The organism is Ruegeria sp. BHSB056, assembly GCF_059613305.1.
In genome coordinates, this window is the sequence record NZ_JBXWSG010000007.1 from 41,709 (window position 1) to 59,251 (window position 17,543).

Annotated in this window: 15 protein-coding genes; 12 read left to right on the forward strand and 3 right to left on the reverse strand. The window is 58.6% G+C overall.

Annotated elements, in window-relative coordinates; all coding sequences use genetic code 11:
• Nucleotides 1-12 precede the first annotated feature (12 nt).
• Nucleotides 13-1,398: a M20/M25/M40 family metallo-hydrolase gene (locus AC2FND_RS03295; protein WP_496767897.1), complete on the reverse strand. Its 1,386-nt coding sequence runs from the start codon at nucleotides 1,396-1,398 to the stop codon at nucleotides 13-15.
• 327 nt (nucleotides 1,399-1,725) lie between these two features.
• Here AC2FND_RS03295 and hemA point away from each other — a divergent pair, with 327 nt between their 5' ends.
• The 4 genes from hemA to AC2FND_RS03315 all read left to right on the forward strand — a co-directional run bounded on the left by hemA (nucleotide 1,726) and on the right by AC2FND_RS03315 (nucleotide 6,463).
• The gene (gene hemA, locus AC2FND_RS03300) at nucleotides 1,726-2,949 is read left to right on the forward strand and encodes a 5-aminolevulinate synthase (RefSeq protein ID WP_496767898.1); all 1,224 of its coding nucleotides are present in this window, start codon (nucleotides 1,726-1,728) and stop codon (nucleotides 2,947-2,949) included.
• 129 nt (nucleotides 2,950-3,078) lie between these two features.
• Complete coding sequence (locus tag AC2FND_RS03305; protein ID WP_496767900.1) at nucleotides 3,079-4,284, forward strand: helix-turn-helix domain-containing protein; 1,206 nt, start codon at nucleotides 3,079-3,081, stop codon at nucleotides 4,282-4,284.
• A gap of 71 nt (nucleotides 4,285-4,355) precedes the next feature.
• On the forward strand, nucleotides 4,356-5,477 hold the full coding sequence (gene ispG, locus AC2FND_RS03310) for a flavodoxin-dependent (E)-4-hydroxy-3-methylbut-2-enyl-diphosphate synthase (protein ID WP_496767901.1): 1,122 nt from the start codon (nucleotides 4,356-4,358) through the stop codon (nucleotides 5,475-5,477).
• A 167-nt stretch (nucleotides 5,478-5,644) separates the two neighbouring features.
• Nucleotides 5,645-6,463 (forward strand): DUF2189 domain-containing protein, encoded by an 819-nt coding sequence (locus AC2FND_RS03315; protein ID WP_496767903.1) that lies wholly within the window; start codon nucleotides 5,645-5,647, stop codon nucleotides 6,461-6,463.
• 58 nt (nucleotides 6,464-6,521) lie between these two features.
• On the opposite strand, the gene AC2FND_RS03320 is transcribed toward AC2FND_RS03315, so the two are convergent.
• The gene (locus AC2FND_RS03320; RefSeq protein ID WP_209503628.1) at nucleotides 6,522-7,280 is read right to left on the reverse strand and encodes a DsbA family protein; all 759 of its coding nucleotides are present in this window, start codon (nucleotides 7,278-7,280) and stop codon (nucleotides 6,522-6,524) included.
• Nucleotides 7,277-8,659, reverse strand: coding sequence for a M48 family metalloprotease (locus tag AC2FND_RS03325; RefSeq protein ID WP_496767905.1), 1,383 nt, complete (start codon nucleotides 8,657-8,659; stop codon nucleotides 7,277-7,279). The genes AC2FND_RS03320 and AC2FND_RS03325 overlap by 4 nt, the downstream gene beginning before the upstream one ends.
• Here AC2FND_RS03325 and AC2FND_RS03330 point away from each other — a divergent pair.
• The 8 genes from AC2FND_RS03330 (at nucleotide 8,658) to AC2FND_RS03365 (ending at nucleotide 17,530) form a co-directional block, all read left to right on the forward strand.
• Nucleotides 8,658-9,821: a pyridoxal phosphate-dependent aminotransferase gene (locus AC2FND_RS03330; RefSeq protein WP_496767906.1), complete on the forward strand. Its 1,164-nt coding sequence runs from the start codon at nucleotides 8,658-8,660 to the stop codon at nucleotides 9,819-9,821. The genes AC2FND_RS03325 and AC2FND_RS03330 overlap by 2 nt on opposite strands.
• Before the next feature lie 66 nt (nucleotides 9,822-9,887).
• On the forward strand, nucleotides 9,888-11,108 hold the full coding sequence (locus AC2FND_RS03335; RefSeq protein WP_496767908.1) for an N-acetylmuramoyl-L-alanine amidase: 1,221 nt from the start codon (nucleotides 9,888-9,890) through the stop codon (nucleotides 11,106-11,108).
• 94 nt (nucleotides 11,109-11,202) lie between these two features.
• Nucleotides 11,203-13,692, forward strand: a complete 2,490-nt coding sequence (locus AC2FND_RS03340; RefSeq protein WP_496767910.1) for a penicillin-binding protein 1A — start codon at nucleotides 11,203-11,205, stop codon at nucleotides 13,690-13,692.
• Nucleotides 13,693-13,707: 15 nt separating this feature from the next.
• Entirely contained in the window at nucleotides 13,708-14,100 is a 393-nt protein-coding gene (locus tag AC2FND_RS03345) for a RidA family protein (protein ID WP_496767912.1), read from the forward strand.
• A 94-nt stretch (nucleotides 14,101-14,194) separates the two neighbouring features.
• On the forward strand, nucleotides 14,195-15,322 hold the full coding sequence (gene prfB / locus AC2FND_RS03350) for a peptide chain release factor 2 (RefSeq protein WP_209503633.1): 1,128 nt from the start codon (nucleotides 14,195-14,197) through the stop codon (nucleotides 15,320-15,322).
• Nucleotide 15,323: 1 nt separating this feature from the next.
• A complete protein-coding gene (locus AC2FND_RS03355) occupies nucleotides 15,324-15,473 on the forward strand; it encodes a hypothetical protein (RefSeq protein ID WP_496767913.1) in 150 nt (49 codons plus the stop codon).
• On the forward strand, nucleotides 15,470-16,027 hold the full coding sequence (locus AC2FND_RS03360) for a M50 family metallopeptidase (protein ID WP_496767914.1): 558 nt from the start codon (nucleotides 15,470-15,472) through the stop codon (nucleotides 16,025-16,027). The genes AC2FND_RS03355 and AC2FND_RS03360 overlap by 4 nt, the downstream gene beginning before the upstream one ends.
• A gap of 102 nt (nucleotides 16,028-16,129) precedes the next feature.
• The gene (locus AC2FND_RS03365; protein ID WP_496767916.1) at nucleotides 16,130-17,530 is read left to right on the forward strand and encodes an amidase; all 1,401 of its coding nucleotides are present in this window, start codon (nucleotides 16,130-16,132) and stop codon (nucleotides 17,528-17,530) included.
• The last annotated feature ends 13 nt before the right edge of the window (nucleotides 17,531-17,543 follow it).

Consider the following 17,543-nt stretch of genomic DNA (forward strand, 5'->3'; position numbering starts at 1 on the left):
TCGCAAAAAAAACTATGTGTTCAAAGCATCCAGAATGCGCGCCCATGACCGGATGCCCTTGTGGAAGCTTTTCACGTCATATTTCTCGTTCGGCGAATGGATGGCATCATCTTCGTTTGCATAGCCAACCAGCATCGAGTCGAGCCCTAGAACGGTGTTGAAATAGCCGACAACAGGGATTGATCCCCCCATGCCGGTGAACACTGCCTCGCGGTCCCACTCATCCGACAGCGCGCCGCGCGCGGCTTCGAATTCGGGTCGGGTGATATTCATGACCGACGCGGGAGAGCCTTCCATGTCGTTGTCCCAGACCACTTTGGCGTCCGGGGACAGCCGATCCTCGACATGTTTGCGGATTTTGGCGCGCAGCGCGTCCGGGTCCATGTCACCAACAAGGCGGCAGGTGATTTTGCAATGGGCCTCGGACGGAATAACGGTTTTGGAGCCCGCACCGTTATAACCGCCCCACAGCCCGTTCACTTCGAGCGTTGGTCGTGCCCATTGTTGCTCCAAGGTGGAGTACCCCTTTTCGCCATGCGGCTGGGTGTAGCCGACCGAATTCAGATAATCCGCTTCGTCGAAGCCGCAATTCTGCCATTGGCGCAACTGGTCTTCGGGTACTTCATGCACACCTTCGTAGAATCCGTCGACCGCGACCCGTCCGGTTTCGTCGTCATAAAAAGAGGTCACGATTTTCGACAGTTCGCGCAGCGGATTCAGGCCCGGGCCGCCATAGTGGCCGGAATGCAGGTCGATGCGCGGCCCCACAATGGTAAACTCGTCCTTCAGCATGCCCCTCAACTGCGCCGCAATCGACGGAACGCCGCGTGATACCATGGATGTATCGCAGACCAGCGCCAGATCCGCTTTGAGTTCGGCGGCATTTTCCTTGAGGAAAGGAACCAGTGAGGGCGAGCCTGATTCTTCTTCGCCCTCGAAAAAGAAAGTGATGCGGCAGGGCAAGGATCCGTGCACGGCCTTCCAGGCGCGGCAGGCTTCGACAAAAGTCATCAGCTGACCCTTGTCGTCTGATGCTCCGCGTCCGCGGATGACTGGACCGGTTTCGGTGTCCTCAATGGCGGGATCGAACGGATCCCGGTTCCACAGGTTCAGCGGATCGACCGGCTGCACATCGTAGTGGCCGTAAAACAGGAAATGCGGAGCAGTCGCGTCCTCACCCACGTGACCGACAACTATTGGGTGGCCCGGTGTTTCCCGTTTCTCAGCCGCAATCCCTATGCTGTTCAGATCAGCAACCAGCCAGTCCGCGGCGCGGCTGACCTCGGCCTTGTATGCGGGGTCGGTCGAGATCGACGGGATACGCAGTAGTTCCATCAGGCGGTCGATCGAGGTTTGCAAATCTTCGTCAATCCGGTTCAGCACGGCGTCTAGCGACATGGGAGGCTCCTGCCTGTTTTGTTGTTCCTGCGAACCCTAGCAGCGTTGCCGGCGCCGTCCAGAGGTGTTGACACGGATTGCGGCCTGGCAGTGTGATCTTTGGGTAGGGGGCGAGACCTGCGTCGTTTCCACGCGTCCGATGGCCGTAACTTTACTTGTCGGATGGGGTGCAAACTTATATTTGATGCAAATCAAAGTTGGGTTCACCTTTTCGGCTGTAACCAGCTGAATAAGGGAACACAAAGCCACCGAAGCAGAGTAAGCTGTGGGAGGTGACGGAAATATCGCCCAATGGGAAACCGGAAACGGGCGTTCAAGGAGGGTCCTTTGGACTATACTGCTCAGCTCGATTCAGCGATCGCCAGGCTGCATGACGAAGGACGTTACCGGACCTTTATCGATATCGAACGTCGCAATGGGCATTTCCCCCATGCGGTGCGCACGCGTTCGGACGGGTCACAGCAGAATATCACCGTATGGTGCGGCAATGATTATCTGGGTATGGGGCAAAACCCGGTCGTTTTGAATGCAATGCACGAAGCTGTTGATGCAGCCGGTGCAGGTTCGGGCGGTACGCGCAATATCTCGGGCACGACGGTTTATCATAAAAGGCTTGAGGCTGAACTGGCCGATCTGCACGGCAAGGAAGCCGCGCTGCTTTTTACCAGTGCCTATATCGCCAATGACGCAACGATCAGCACGCTGCCCAAACTGTTCCCGGGCCTGATCATCTATTCTGACGCGCTGAACCATGCCTCGATGATCGAAGGCGTGCGCCGGAACGGCGGGGCTAAGCGCATCTTCCGGCACAATGATGTGGCGCATCTGCGCGAACTGCTTGAGGCGGACGACCCCGCCGCGCCCAAACTGATCGTATTCGAGTCGGTTTACTCCATGGATGGCGATTTTGGTCCGATCGAGGAGATCTGTGATCTGGCAGATGAATTCGGCGCACTGACTTATATCGACGAAGTGCACGCGGTAGGCATGTATGGCCCGCGCGGCGGCGGTGTGACCGAGCGCGATAACCTTGCCCACCGGATCGACATCATCAATGGCACGCTGGCAAAGGCCTATGGCGTGATGGGCGGCTATATCGCGGCCAGCGCCAGGATGTGCGACGCCGTGCGGTCATACGCACCGGGCTTTATCTTTACCACGTCCCTGCCACCTGCGGTTGCGGCCGGGGCTGCCGCATCTGTTGCCTACCTGAAGACCGCACCTGAACTGCGCGAGCAGCATCAGACGCAGGCCAAAATCCTCAAGCTGCGGTTGAAGGGGATGGGACTGCCGCTGATCGACCACGGAAGCCATATCGTGCCCGTGATCGTCGGAAACCCGGTCCATACCAAGAAGCTCAGCGATATGCTGTTGGATGATTTCGGCATTTATGTGCAACCGATCAATTTCCCGACCGTTCCGCGTGGAACCGAGCGTCTGCGCTTTACCCCTTCACCGGTGCATGGGCCTGACGAAATGAACCGTCTGGTGCAGGCGATGGACGAACTTTGGTCACATTGTGCGCTAAATCGCGCCGAACTTGCCGGTTAACCTCACGCCAAAGTGTGCAACGTATTTGCCGCGTGTTAAGCTTACGCTAACAAAATTGGCGGACGAATCGTTTTGGGGATGATTCGCCGCTAACGCGAAACGCGCGACAGGCAGAATGGGGCAGCAGGAATGATTGGGCGCAGATCACAGCGCGAATCTGATGAGGATGTAGATGTCAGACCAAAAGGGTTTGACGACTACGAAGTACGCCTTGGTGACAAGATGCGCGGCGAACGCGCAACCATGGGCAAATCCCTGTTGGATGTTCAGCGCGAGCTGAGGATCAAAGCCAACTACATTGCTGCCATCGAAAACGCAGATCCTGATGCCTTTGACACGCCCGGCTTTATTGCCGGGTATGTGCGTTCTTATGCGCGTTATCTGGGGATGAACCCGGATGAAACATTCTCGACTTTCTGCGCGGAAAGCGGTTTTGCGGTCGCGCATGGCATGTCGGCCGAAGCCTCGGTAGTGCGAAAGCCGACCGGCGCGCTTCCGGCGCGCGGGCCAATGGGGCGCGATCCCTTCATCTCGCCCAATACGCCGTATATTCCGGGCAAGGAATCTCTGGTCAGTCAGATTGAACCGCGCGCCATCGGCTCGTCGCTGGTGCTGTTGGCGGTTATTGGTGGCATCGGCTATGGCGGGTGGGCCGTTCTGAACAAGATCCAGCAGGTGCAGGTCAGCCCGGTTGAACAAGCGCCTGTGGTGCTTTCCGACCTTGATCCACTTGATGCCGTGCGCGGTGGTATTGGCGAGGACGAGGTGGCAGTGGCGAACACCGAGGCATTGGACCGTCTCTATCGTCCGCAGGCCTTGGATGTGCCGGTTCTGGTTGCCCGCGATGCGCCGATCTCGACCCTTGATCCACGCGATGTCGGAACCTTCCGCCCACCAAGCCTGCCGCAGTTCGAAGTTGCCGAAGTGCACACCGTTGAACGACCAGCCTTGCCGCAGGTCGTGGAACAGGTTGATACCACGCTGAAAATCGTAGCTGTCGATCCGGCTTGGATGCGGGTAACGGCGGCAGATGGCAGTGTCATTTTCGAAGGCACCCTTGGAACGGTCGAGCAAGGCAGTGTCTTTGAGGTTCCGCTGACAGAAGAACCGCCGCTGTTGCGGGCAGGGGCGTCGGGATCGGTATATTTCTCGATGAACGGCGAGCACTATGGCCCGGCAGGGGCGCCCGGCACAGTTGCCAAAGGGGTGATCCTTTCGAAAGACGCGGTGTCTGAAGTTTATGCCGTTGCCGATCTTGAGGCGGAACAGAACAGCGCACTCAAGCAGCTGGTGGCTGAGCTGCAAACCGCGGCGACAGAAGCGCCCGCCGATTGATCTTGCCATTGCGGTAACCCCTTTGCCGGACTATCTACTGTCGCAACTCAGGCAGACGCGGATCCGTCCTTATGTCCCTTAATCACGTGCGCCCCTGGCGCGACATTTATCGTCGTAAATCCCGTCAAATCATGGTCGGCAACGTCCCTGTTGGGGGCGATGCCCCGATCGCTGTTCAGACCATGACCAACACCCTGACCACCGATGTGGCGGCAACGGTGGCGCAGGTTCAGGCCGCAGCGGAGGCTGGCGCGGATATCGTGCGCGTTTCAGTCCCCGATGAGGCGTCGGCTAAGGCATTGAAAGAGATCGTGCGCGAAAGCCCGGTGCCCATCGTTGCGGACATCCATTTTCACTATCGTCGTGGTATCGAAGCGGCCGAGGCAGGCGCTGCCTGTCTGCGCATCAATCCCGGCAACATCGGCGATGAGCGCCGGGTGAAAGAAGTCATTCAGGCCGCGCGCGACCACAATTGCTCGATCCGCATCGGCGTGAATGCGGGCAGTCTGGAAAAGCACCTGCTTGAGAAATATGGCGAGCCGTGCCCCGAGGCGATGGTCGAAAGTGGGTTAGAACATATCCGGATTCTGCAAGACAACGACTTCCACGAGTTCAAGATTAGTGTGAAAGCCAGCGACGTATTCCTGTCCGCCGCCGCGTATCAGGGCATAGCCGAAGCCACAGATGCGCCCATCCATCTGGGTATCACCGAGGCGGGCGGGCTGGTGTCCGGCACCATCAAATCTGCCATCGGGTTGGGCAACCTGCTGTGGATGGGGATCGGTGACACGATCCGCGTCAGCCTGTCTGCCGATCCGGTAGAAGAGGTTAAGGTCGGCTTTGAAATCCTCAAATCCCTTGGTCTGCGCCACCGGGGCGTCAATATCATCTCATGCCCGTCCTGCGCGCGGCAGGGGTTTGACGTTATCAAGACCGTCGAGGCGCTGGAACGTCGTCTGGAACACATCAAGACACCGATGAGCCTGTCGATCATCGGTTGCGTGGTCAACGGTCCGGGCGAGGCGCTGATGACCGATGTCGGGTTTACCGGTGGCGGGGCCGGGTCCGGGATGGTCTATCTGGCAGGCAAGGCCAGCCACAAGATGTCCAACGATCAGATGATCGACCACATCGTGGAACAGGTCGAAAAGAAAGCGGCCGAATTGGACGCGACTGCGGAAGCGGCAGAGTAGTGTGGGGTCGGCTGTGTCGGTAAGGCAGACATAGCCGACCTTACTCATCCCTTGCCCAAGTGCCTGAGCTGTTGCTAACTTGTTTCGTGACTGAACGATGCCTGTTTCGCCGCTGGTTCCGTCGGTAAACAGACCAGCGCGGACCCATGCTTTGGGAGGAGTGTGTCATGACATCCAAGACCGCAGGCCCTACGCCACCCGAGAACCTGACGCCACACCAGCAGGCCATGCCCAAGGTCAATCGGGTTACTTCGGATGACATAAAGGCGTCGCTGAAAGCTGGGTTTTCCGATTTTCTGGCGCGCCCCTTCATGAGCGGTTTCTTCGGGCTGTTCTATGCGGCTTTCGGAATCCTGATGGTCTGGAGCTTGGTCTGGCTCGGCAAAATCTGGATGATCATTCCTGCGATTGTCGGATTTCCTCTGGTCGCGCCTTTCGCCGCTGCAGGACTTTATGAGATGTCCCGGCGGTTACAGAAGGGCGAGAGTTTTGGCTGGTATGAAATCCTCACTGTCATGGCCGATCAACGCAAGCGCGAAATGGGCTGGATGGCCTTTGTCACGCTGTTCATTTTCTGGGTTTGGGTTTATCAGGTCCGGCTTTGGCTTGCGATCATTCTGCAGAATTCATCCTTTTCGGATTTTGACGGATTCTTGAACATCATCTTGTTCACTCCGCAGGGGTGGACATTTCTTGCAATCGGTACCTGTGTCGGAGCGTTTCTGTCGGCTGTCCTGTTTTCGGTAACTGTCGTCGCCATGCCCATGCTTCTGGACCGGGAAACAAATTTCGTTTCAGCCATGTTGACGTCTTTACGCGTCGTCTCGGAAAGCCCTGTGGTCATGCTCGGCTGGGCAGGGATCATCTCGGTCACAATGTTATTGTCGATGGTTCCGGCGTTTATGGGCTTGATCTTTACCTTGCCGATCCTTGGCCACGCCACGTGGCATCTCTATCAACGGGCTGTGGAACCGGTAGACGGCTAAGGTCAGCGATTAGTCCGTCTTTTTTGTTTGGGGGCAGCTATGCCGCCCCCAATACCTATTAACCCTGTTCTGCGCGAACGCCATCTGCAATCTGCTGCATCTGATCGGCAGGCAGATAGCCGCGCAGCAACTCGGTTCCCAACACGAATGAGGGCGTGCCCGAAATCTGCATCCGTTGCGCCAGGGCACGGGTGCGGCTGATCTCATCCGTGACGCTGTCGCTGTCCATCGCGGCGATGATCGCGTCACTGTCCAGACCCAGCCCGTCAGAGATGCGGCGAAGAGTTACTTCTGAGGGTTCGCCGCTGAATTCCATCAGCGCATCGTGAACCTGTTTATAGGCGTCATTGCCTGCCACTTGCTTGGTTGCCACCGCAAAGCGCGAGGACAAAACAGATGCGTCGCCCAGAATTGGCAGTTCTTTGATCACAAAGCGAATGTTGCCATCGCTGGCCAGCAGGTTTGCCACTTCGGGCACCGCGCGGCGGCAATAGCCGCAGCGGTAGTCCATAAACTCGACCAGTGTAATATCGCCGTCCGGGTTGCCGCCGACCCAGCTATAGCCATCGTCGAACAGTTCTTCCGCATTGGCGGCGACCAGTTCCTTGTCTGCGGCCGCTTCGGCCACTGCGTTTCGCTGTTCGAGGATATTGATTGCCTCGATAATGACTTCGGGGTTTTCCAGCAGGTATTCGCGTACCTGAGCGCCAAACTCTGCCTTTTCGGCATCATTCATCGCGTTCAGGTCCAGCGCCTGTGCTGAGGTCGCCGCCATGGAAAGCCCCAGAAGGGCAGGTGCAGCATGTCTGAGGATCATTTCCGTTTCCTTTTGTCTTTCTTGAGTCGTTCTGAGGCAATCAGCACGTCTTGTGCCCTTTGCCAACCCGGAGAGCCTTCGGGCAATTGCGCCACGGCCCGTTTCGCGTGAATTCCGGCATCCTCCATCCGACCTTGCAGCGCGTAACGCTCTGCCGTCACGGTCGAAGCCATACCGTTATTTCCGACCTGCGCGTAAGCCACACCCAGGTCCTGCATCAGGCGTGCGTTACGAAAGTCGCGCGCACGCGCCTGTTCCAATGCATTCAATGCCTGTTTTGTTTCCCCTTGCGCCAGCAGGGCGCGCCCATAGCCCGCAAGGATCAACGCATTGTTCGGGGCCTTTTCAACAGCGCTTGCATAGGCTTTAACAGCCTCGCTTACCCTTCTGTTTTCCAACAGGATTTGTCCTTTCAGATCGAAATAGAACGGGTCATCAGGACGTTCGGCAAGTGCCGCGTCTATCGCGGCACGGGCGCGGGACAGATCGCGGTTCTGATGATAGGCCGAAGCCTCTCGCATCAGGCGGATGTCGCGATAGGGTTCTTCACCGGCACGCCGCAAGGTCCAGCTGGGTGACCGCAGAAAGGCCGACAGCTTACCTTTAACCCGCGCAAACCAGTAATCCGAATTGGGGTTTGGAACGGCGCGGTCGCCAAACTCGTCCAGGAACGCCTCGGCGGCGCGCAGACGATCACGGCTTGTCGGGTGTGAGCGCATATAAGGGTCCTGATTGGCGACACTTAGCAGTTCCTGACCGGCGAACTTCCGATGCAGTTCCACCATCCCGCTGGGTGAGATTTCGGCCCATCGCAGGTAACTTGCGGCGCTGCGGTCAGCGGATGCCTCTTCCGCGCGGGTGTGACCCAGAAAACCGCGAATTGCTGCGCCTTGGGTGCCAGCAGCGATCCCGATGGCGGCCTCGCCCCCACCTGCCGCAGCTGCCAGCAGGGCCAAAGCCGTGCCGAGGCTGGCGTTGCGCTGCGCCGCTTTCAGGTTCTCAGCCCGTCGTGCCAGATGACCATTCGAGATATGGGCGGCCTCGTGGGCGATGACAGCCTGCAACATCTCGGGGCTTTCGACGGTCAGAATCAGCCCGTAGTTCACATAAATCGCGTTGTAGTCGATGACGAATGCATTGAACGTGTTGTCGTTTACGACCAGAATCTGAACCCGGTTCGTGTTCAGCCCCGCAGCCCGCAACACCGGAAAGGCCAGTTCACGCAGGCCATGTTCGATATCAGGGTCGCGGATCAGGCTTTGCGCGTGCGATTGCACCGCTGCCGCCAGCCAGACGACAACGGCAACCATCAAGGCCGGGATTGACGCCAACCGGGATACGCGCTCAAAAGCCATGACTGCAACATGGGAGATGGGCATGAGAAACTCAACCCGGTCCGGGGTCGATCCCTTCATCGTGATGGATGTGATGGAGGCGGCACGCAAGGCCGAAGAGGCAGGTCGCCACGTGATCCACATGGAAGTCGGCCAGCCCGGAACCGGCGCGCCCAAGGGTGCGACCGAAGCTTTGGCCGCGGCGATGGAGCAAGGCCCGCTGGGCTATACGGTTGCCCTGGGTCTTCCCGCCCTGAGGCAGCGGATCGCCCGGCTTTACGGCGATTGGTACAATGTCGACCTGAACCCCGAGCGGGTGGTGATCACTCCTGGCTCGTCCGGCGGATTCCTGCTGACCTTTACCGCTTTGTTCGACAGTGGCGACCGTGTCGGTATCGGGGCGCCCGGCTATCCGTCCTATCGCCAGATCCTGAAGGCGCTGGGTCTGGTCCCGGTCGACCTGCCGACCGCGCCGGAAAACAGGTTGCAGCCTGTCGCAGCGGATATTCAGGGGATGGACCTGAAAGGGCTGATGGTGGCTTCACCCGCAAACCCGACCGGTACGATGTTGGATCGCGCCGCCATGGGTGCCTTGATCGAGGCGGCTCATGGGCAGGGCGCGTCGTTCATCAGTGACGAGATTTACCACGGGCTGGAATACGAAGCCAAGGCCGTGACGGCGCTGGAACTGACAGATGAATGCTATGTGATCAACTCGTTCTCGAAGTACTTTTCGATGACCGGATGGCGCGTAGGCTGGATGGTGGTGCCCGAGGATCAGGTGCGCGTGGTCGAACGGATCGCTCAGAACATGTTCATCTGCGCCCCCCACGCCAGTCAGGTCGCGGCGCTGGCTGCGATGGATTGCGACAACGAATTGCAAGCCAATCTGGACGTGTACCGCCGCAATCGCGCGCTGATGCTGGACGGGCTGCCCAAGGCCGGGTTTTCGAACATCGCGCCGCCCGACGGGGCGTTTTATGTCTATGCCGATGTGTCTGATCTGACCGATGACAGCCGCGCATTTGCGGCCGAGATTCTGGAACAGGCCGGTGTGGCTGTGACACCCGGGCTGGATTTTGACCCGCAGCGCGGCCATACCACATTGCGTTTTTCCTATGCGCGCGCGACGGATGACATTCAGGAAGGGCTTGAGCGTTTGCGCCTGTTTATGACCCGGCGCGGCGCTGTCAGGGAACGGGCCTGAGCCGTTCACAAACCGCCCCTTGTGGTATAGGGTGCCCGACAAACGATCTCGGGAAAACTTGAGGCCATGAGCAGGATCTTCTTTAGCATTGCGCTGTTCTGGGCGTTGGCTGGTGGTGCCATTGCGCAGGATTTCAGCGCGTTGGCGCGTGTCCAGCCTGAGCAGAGCCGTATTACGGATGTCGGGCGTACCGGTGTTCGGGTGGACATCGCCCTCAGTCAGGGCGTTCCCTACAGGATTTTCACCTTGCAGGATCCCTACCGTATGGTTCTGGACTTCAACGAAGTGGATTGGGCCGGGCTGACCCGCGAAGATTTCCTGCAATCCGATCGCATCAGCGGCGTGCAGTTCGGCGCATATGTTCCGGGTTGGTCACGTCTGGTGCTGGAACTGGGTGCGCCGATGGCAGTGACGAAAGCAGAATTGTCGGTGGCAGAGGATTCGGGGGCCGCATTGCTGTCGCTCGACCTCAAGGGGACGGATTTCGATGCTTTCAACGCCTCGGCGGGTGCGCCGCGAAACCCGGGCTGGGACCTGCCGGAACCGGCGGATGTGCCGCAAGCCGCGGTGCGCAGTGCCGACCGACCCTTGCGTGTCATGCTGGATCCGGGCCACGGAGGCATTGATCCGGGGGCCGAGACTGACGCGATTGATGAAAAAACCCTGATGCTGACTTTCGCGCGTGAGCTGCGCGAAATCCTTCTAAGATCAGGCGGGTACGAGGTGGTTCTGACACGGGTCGACGATCAGTTCGTCTCGCTGGAGCGCCGAATTGCGCTGGCGCACCGGGCTGGTGCGGACCTGTTCATCTCGCTGCACGCTGATTCCCTGTCCGAAGGGCGGGCGCATGGCGCGGTGGTATATATCCTGTCCAACGATGCCTCGGATGTGGCCAGTGCGAAGCTGGCGGAACGGCACGACCGCGGGGATTTGATTTCCGGTATCGATCTGAACGGAGCAGATGATCAGGTTACGGATGTCCTTCTGGACATGGCCCGTCAGGAAACGATGCCACGCACAAGCGCGCTGGCCAAAGCCATTGCAAACGGTCTGGCACAACAAGGCGGGCCGATGAACGGCAAACCCCTGCGTACCGCATCTTTTTCAGTACTCAAGGCGGCGGACATCCCGTCGGTTCTGGTCGAGCTTGGGTTTCTGTCCAGCCCCAGAGACCTCAAGAACCTCAAAGATCCTGATTGGCGGGCAAGAATGGCGCTGGGAATTCAACGAGGGCTTGAGGATTGGCGCCATCAAGATGTGATCCGCAAATCCCTTATAGGCCAGTGACCTTGCGGCGCAAAACGGCTAGAATACGCTCGGTGTTTTGACCCTTGGGCGGCGCATCACTATATAGGCGGCACCGCGAGAAAAAGGCAGTAACGTGATCCGGTTCATTCTTTCGATTTTCGGGGCGATTTTCAGCCTCGTGACATTGGGTATTTTCATGGCCGCGCTGGTGATCGGTGCGGTGTTCTGGATGTATGGGCGCGATCTGCCCAGCCACGAGTCGCTGGCACAGTACAAGCCACCCACGATCAGCCGGATCTATTCGGGTGAAGGCAAGCTGATCGATGAATTCGCGCAGGAACGCCGCCTGTTTACCCCGTCCGAGGAAATCCCGGATCTGGTGAAGCAGGCGTTTATTTCGGCGGAAGACAAGAATTTCTACAACCATCAGGGCTATGACCCGCGCGGCATCATTGCCGCCGGGGTCGAGGCGGTGCGGACCAAGGGCGAAACCGTTCGCGGTGCGTCGACCATCACGCAGCAGGTCATGAAGAACTTTCTGCTGTCCGGTGATCGCCGGGCCGAGCGTAAGATCAAGGAAATCATTCTTGCGACCCGGCTTGAGGATACATTGGACAAGGAACAGATCCTCGAACTTTATATGAACGAGATCTTTCTGGGCCAGAACTCCTACGGTGTGACTGCCGCCGCGCAGACCTATTTCAACAAGACCCTGCAGGAACTGGCCCCGCATGAGGCCGCCATGCTGGCTGCCATGCCCAAAGCACCGTCAGATTACCACCCCGTTTGGCAAAAAGAGCGCCTTCTGGCCCGGCGCAATTACGTGTTACGCGAGATGCAGCAGAACGGTTACATCGATCAGGCGACTTATGAGGCCGAGGTCGAATTGCCATTGCGTTCGGTCCAGAACGGAGATTTTGAAAGCTTCCGTACAGCCCTGCCGCCCCGCGACTATTTCACCGACGAAATCCGTCGCCAGCTGAGCGAAGATTTTGGTGAGGGCGAGTTCTTTACCGGCGGCTTTACCGTGCGTGCATCGGTGGATGAGGAAATGCAGGTTGAGGCCGCACGTGCCCTGCGCGAGGCGCTCGAGAAATATGACCGCTCCCGTGGCAAATGGCGCGGAACAGGTGACGTGATCCCGGAAGAAAAACTGGTGGATGAGGCGCAGTGGCGCGAGGCGCTGGCGGCCGTGGAAGTTCCGCGCGACGTCATTCTGCCAACCCGGTGGTATCCCGCCGTGGTTCTGGGCATGACCGACCAGCAACTAACCGTTGGTGTCGAAGAAGGTCCTGCCGATGGGACTATCCCGCGCGCGGACATCAAGTGGATGCAGGGTGATTTTGCCGCCAACTTCAAGCGTGGTGATGTCATTTTTGTTGTTGCGGGTGAAGATGGGCAATGGTCGGCGCGCCAGGTGCCCGAGGTACAAGGCGGCTTTGTCGCGATGGACGTGAACTCGGGTCGTGTTCTGGCGATGCAGGGCGGGTTCTCGTATCAGGATACCGTGTTCAACCGGGCCACACAGGCACAGCGTCAGCCGGGATCGTCGTTCAAGCCGTTTGTCTATGCTGCTGCGCTGGACAGCGGATACAGCCCCGCGACCATCGTTGTCGATGCACCGATCGAAGTGAACACGCCGCAGGGGCTGTGGCGCCCCAAGAACTCCTCCAACAAGTTCTACGGTCCAACTCCTTTGCGCACTGGGATCGAACAGTCGCGGAACCTGATGACCATCCGTCTGGCGCAGGAAGTTACAATGCCCGTCGTTGCCGGCTATGCGGAACGGTTCGGTGTCTATGACAGGATGGGCGCGTTTTTGGCCAACTCGCTGGGGGCCGAAGAAACCACGCTTTATAAGATGGTCGCGGCCTATGCGATGTTCGCCAATGGCGGCCAGCGTGTGGAACCCACTCTGGTCGACCGCATTCAGGACCGGTTCGGAAAAACCATCTATCGCCACGATGACCGTCAGTGTCTGGACTGTAACTCGACCTGGCTGGAACCAGATGAATCGCCGACCCTTGTCACGGATCGCGCGCAGGTCATGGATGCGATCACCGCCTATCAGCTGACATCGATGATGAAGGGTGTGGTCGACCGCGGGACGGCATCCAGCGTTGTGAATCTGCCCGTGCCAACAGCGGGCAAAACCGGAACCACCAACGACTCGAAGGATGCGTGGTTCATCGGCTTTACGTCGAACATCGTGGCCGGTTGCTACATCGGTTATGATCGACCGCGTCCGATGGGACGTGGGGCCTATGGTGGCACGCTGTGCGGCCCGGTCTTCCAGAGCTTCATGGAAAAAGCGGTCGAGAAATATGGCGGCGGTCCGTTCGAAGTGCCCGAAGGCGGCCATTTCATCAAGATCGACCGCTTCAGCGGTGCCCGTCTGCCCGATGATGCCACCGGCGACTATGTTGTGGCCGAATTCTTCCGCGACGGCGTCGATGGTTTTATCGACCGTGTCTATGATGGTGGTTTTGCCATCGGATCGGACCTGCCATTGTTTGAAGAAGTCCAGCGCGCGGGTGTACAGGTTCAGACGTCGACGGGCCAGACCGTGACCGTTGGTCCGAAAGCTTCCCAAGGGGACCTGAGCACCGGCGGGCTTTACTGATAAGGCGCGTTCCAATTGGCTAAAACCCCGCTGATTCCGCATTCTTTGTTGGGGGCACCCGGACAGTTGCGCATTTCTCCGGGCGTCCTCTCGGGCCAGCACGTGTTTCTCACCGGCATGACCGGAAGCGCGGCGGACGGCTCGATGCCAAGCGATCCGGAAGAACAATTCCGAAACGCCTTTGCAAAGATTGCAGTGGTCTTGAAGGAAGCCGACCTTGGATTGGATGCGGTGGTCGAGATGACGACCTACCATGTTGAAATGCGAGATCATTTCGATGTGTTTGACCGCGTGCGTCTTGAGGTTCTGACCGCGCCTTACCCGGCCTGGACCGCAGTTGAAGTTGCGGGATTGCGACGGGAAGGGGCGCTGGTGGAAATTCGGGCGATTGCGCATCTTTCTGATTGAAAGCACGATAGCTGTTTCAGCATCCAGCCTGTCTTGTGGTGTCTCGCACCTCTTGCTATCACGCAGGCCTGATTGAGCAAGTTGGGACAAGACCATGCGCGCCGAAACCCAGAACATCGTGGCGGATATCAAAAAGTCACTGGAGCTGCTGGCGCAGCGTATGGACTATGAAACCGCGCCGCATCGCCTTGAGGAATTCAACGCGCGCGTCGAAGACCCCAACCTTTGGGATAACCCTGAAAATGCGCAGAAACTGATGCGCGAACGGCAGTTGCTGGTCGATGCAATCGAGACGTATGAATCCATCAAGACCGACCTCAGCGACAATATCGAACTGATTGAGTTGGGCGAGATGGAGGAAGACCAGGAAGTCGTTCAGGATGCCGAAGCGGCGATCAAGACGCTGAAAACCAAGGCTGCAAAAAAAGAGCTCGAGGCGCTGCTGGACGGCGAGGCTGACAGCAATGATACCTTCCTCGAAATCAACTCGGGCGCGGGGGGAACCGAAAGCTGCGACTGGGCGTCGATGCTGGCGCGCATGTATGTGCGCTGGGCCGAGAAAAAGGGTTACACGGTCGAGCTGCAATCCGAGACACCGGGCGAAGAAGCGGGGATCAAATCCGCAGCCTACAAGATTTCCGGTCACAACGCCTATGGCTGGCTGAAATCGGAAAGCGGCGTGCACCGGCTGGTGCGGATCTCGCCCTATGACTCGGCGGCAAAACGCCATACGTCTTTCAGTTCGGTCTGGGTCTATCCGGTGGTCGACGACAATATCGAGATCGAGGTGAACCCGGCCGATATCCGCATCGACACCTACCGCTCTTCGGGGGCTGGTGGCCAGCACGTGAACACCACCGACTCGGCCGTTCGGATCACGCACATCCCGACCGGGATTGTTGTGACCAGCTCGGAAAAGTCGCAGCACCAGAACCGTGATATTGCCATGAAAGCCCTGAAATCGCGCCTGTACCAGCAGGAACTGGATCGCCGCAACGCGGATATCAACGCGGCGCACGAGGCTAAGGGCGATGCGGGCTGGGGCAACCAAATCCGGTCTTACGTGTTGCAGCCCTATCAGATGGTCAAGGACCTGCGAACCAATCACGAAACCTCGGATACCAAAGGTGTTCTGGACGGGGACCTGGACGGATTCATGGCGGCAACCTTGGCCCTGAACGTGTCAGGCAAAAGTCGATCCGAGGCGCAGGGCGACAGCTAAGGTGACACGCCAGCGTTCCTTTCTGGACCTGCTGAAAGGGCACTGGCAGCTAATCCTGATCACCGGTCTGGTCTTTGCGCTCTGGAACACGCCGGTTGTAGTTCCGTTAAAAATCTGGTCGTCTTTCTGCATGAGCTGTCTCATGCCGTGACAATCCTACTGACTGGCGGTTCGGTCGAGAGTTTCACGATCTCACCCCAGCAAGGAGGGATGGTGATCGGCCGGGGCGGCAGCAGGTTTCTCAGCCTGTCCGCCGGCTATCTCGGCTCGCTCGTGTTTGGCATGGCGCTTTTGATCATCGCCTTACGGACAAATGTTGACCGGGCTGTTTTGGCTGTTTTCGGCGCAATCATGTGTCTGATCGCACTGCTGTACATACGCGATGCTTTCGCCTTGTTATTTTGCGCAGGCGTCGGGGCCGCAATGATTGCGACAGCGTGGTTCATGAGCCACGAGGTCAGTGATCTGGTGCTGCGCGTCATCGGGCTGACCAGCATGATCTATGTCCCGTTTAATATCTTTGATGACACCATCCGACGGTCCGGCGCGCGCTCGGACGCGTTCCTGCTGGCCGAGGAATTCGGCGGCACCGCGATGCTGTGGGGTGGGGTCTGGCTGGTGTTGAGTAGCGCGGCCATTGCCGTTTGCCTACGGTATTGGCTGGGCCGGGACAGCAACCTGCCATTGCACCGCAAAGCACTGTGATGCTGTTGTTAGTAAGACAAGAAAAGATACATCTAAACAGTGGGTTTAAATGAGGTGAACCGCTCGCTAGGCTGTCGAAGACCAACAACAGACTGGCGTGTTATGGACCTGACCCGGATATCTGCCACAGAGCTTCTGAACCAACTGGCTACCCGGCAGGTTTCGGCCACGGAAGTCATGCAGGCCACGCTGGATCGTATTGCCAAGGTCAACGGTGACGTGAACGCCATCGTGGCGCTGCTGGACAAGAGTGAACTGATGGCCGAAGCGCAGACCCGCGACAGCGGCCCTGTCACTGGCCCGCTGCACGGACTGCCAATTGCGGTCAAGGATTTGGTCAATGTGGCAGGTATTGTCTCTTCGCATGGATCGCCTGTTTTCAGGGATGTCGTCCCTGACAGGGATGATCTGATTGCCGCTAGGATGCGGGCCGCGGGCGCCATCCTGATCGGCAAGACCAACACGCCGGAATTCGGGCTGGGCTCGCACACGTTCAACCCGGTCTATGGTGCGACGCGCAACCCGTATGATGCCAGTTTCACCTGCGGTGGCTCATCCGGTGGGGCAGCAGTGGCTTTGGCGACGGGTATGGTCGCATTGGCCGACGGGTCCGACATGATGGGCAGCCTGCGCAACCCGGCGGCCTGGAACAACGTCTACGGCTTTCGCCCAAGCTGGGGCAGTGTGCCGTCTGATCCGGTCGGCGATAGTTTCCTGCATCAGCTGTCCACATTGGGTCCAATGGCGCGCAGTCCCGAAGATTTGGGTATCCTGCTCGATGTGATCTCGGGGCCCGATCCGCGCCTGCCATTGGTCGGAGAATACGCACGGGTTTCCCCGGTGGTCGCAGCAGATCTGAACGGGTTGCGCATTGGCTGGCTGGGCGATTGGGGCGAGGCCTTTCCTATTGAAGCCGGAATTCTTGAGCTGTGCCAAGATGCGATGAAGGTGTTCGAAGCGCAGGGCGCGCGCGTTGAACAAGTCGCGCCGCCTTTCGATGCCGAACGGTTATGGACCAGCTGGATTACCCTGCGATCCTGGAGTGTTGCTGCGGGGCTTGAACCTTTGGCTGAACGACGGGACCATCTGAAAGACACAGCCCAGTGGGAGCTGGACCGGGGTCTGACGATGAGTGCCATGGACGTGCATCACGCCAGCGTAATCCGGTCAGAATGGTTCCGGCGCGCGGCTGAACTGTTCGAGCAGTTTGATGCCCTTGTCCTGCCATCCGCACAGGTTTGGCCGTTTGGGATTGAAACACCTTACCCCACCCGGATCGCGGACCGCGCAATGGATACATATCATCGCTGGATGCATGTCACGGTACCGGTCAGCCTGATCGGCTTGCCTTGTCTGGCCGCGCCCGCGGGATTTGGTGTGCAGGGCCTGCCCATGGGCTTTCAACTGTTTGGACCAAGAGGGTCGGATCACAAATTACTGTCGGTCGGAGCGGCGTATCACACCGAAACCGACTGGCCAAACAAGAGACCGGCGATGTCATAACGTCGGTAAGGGA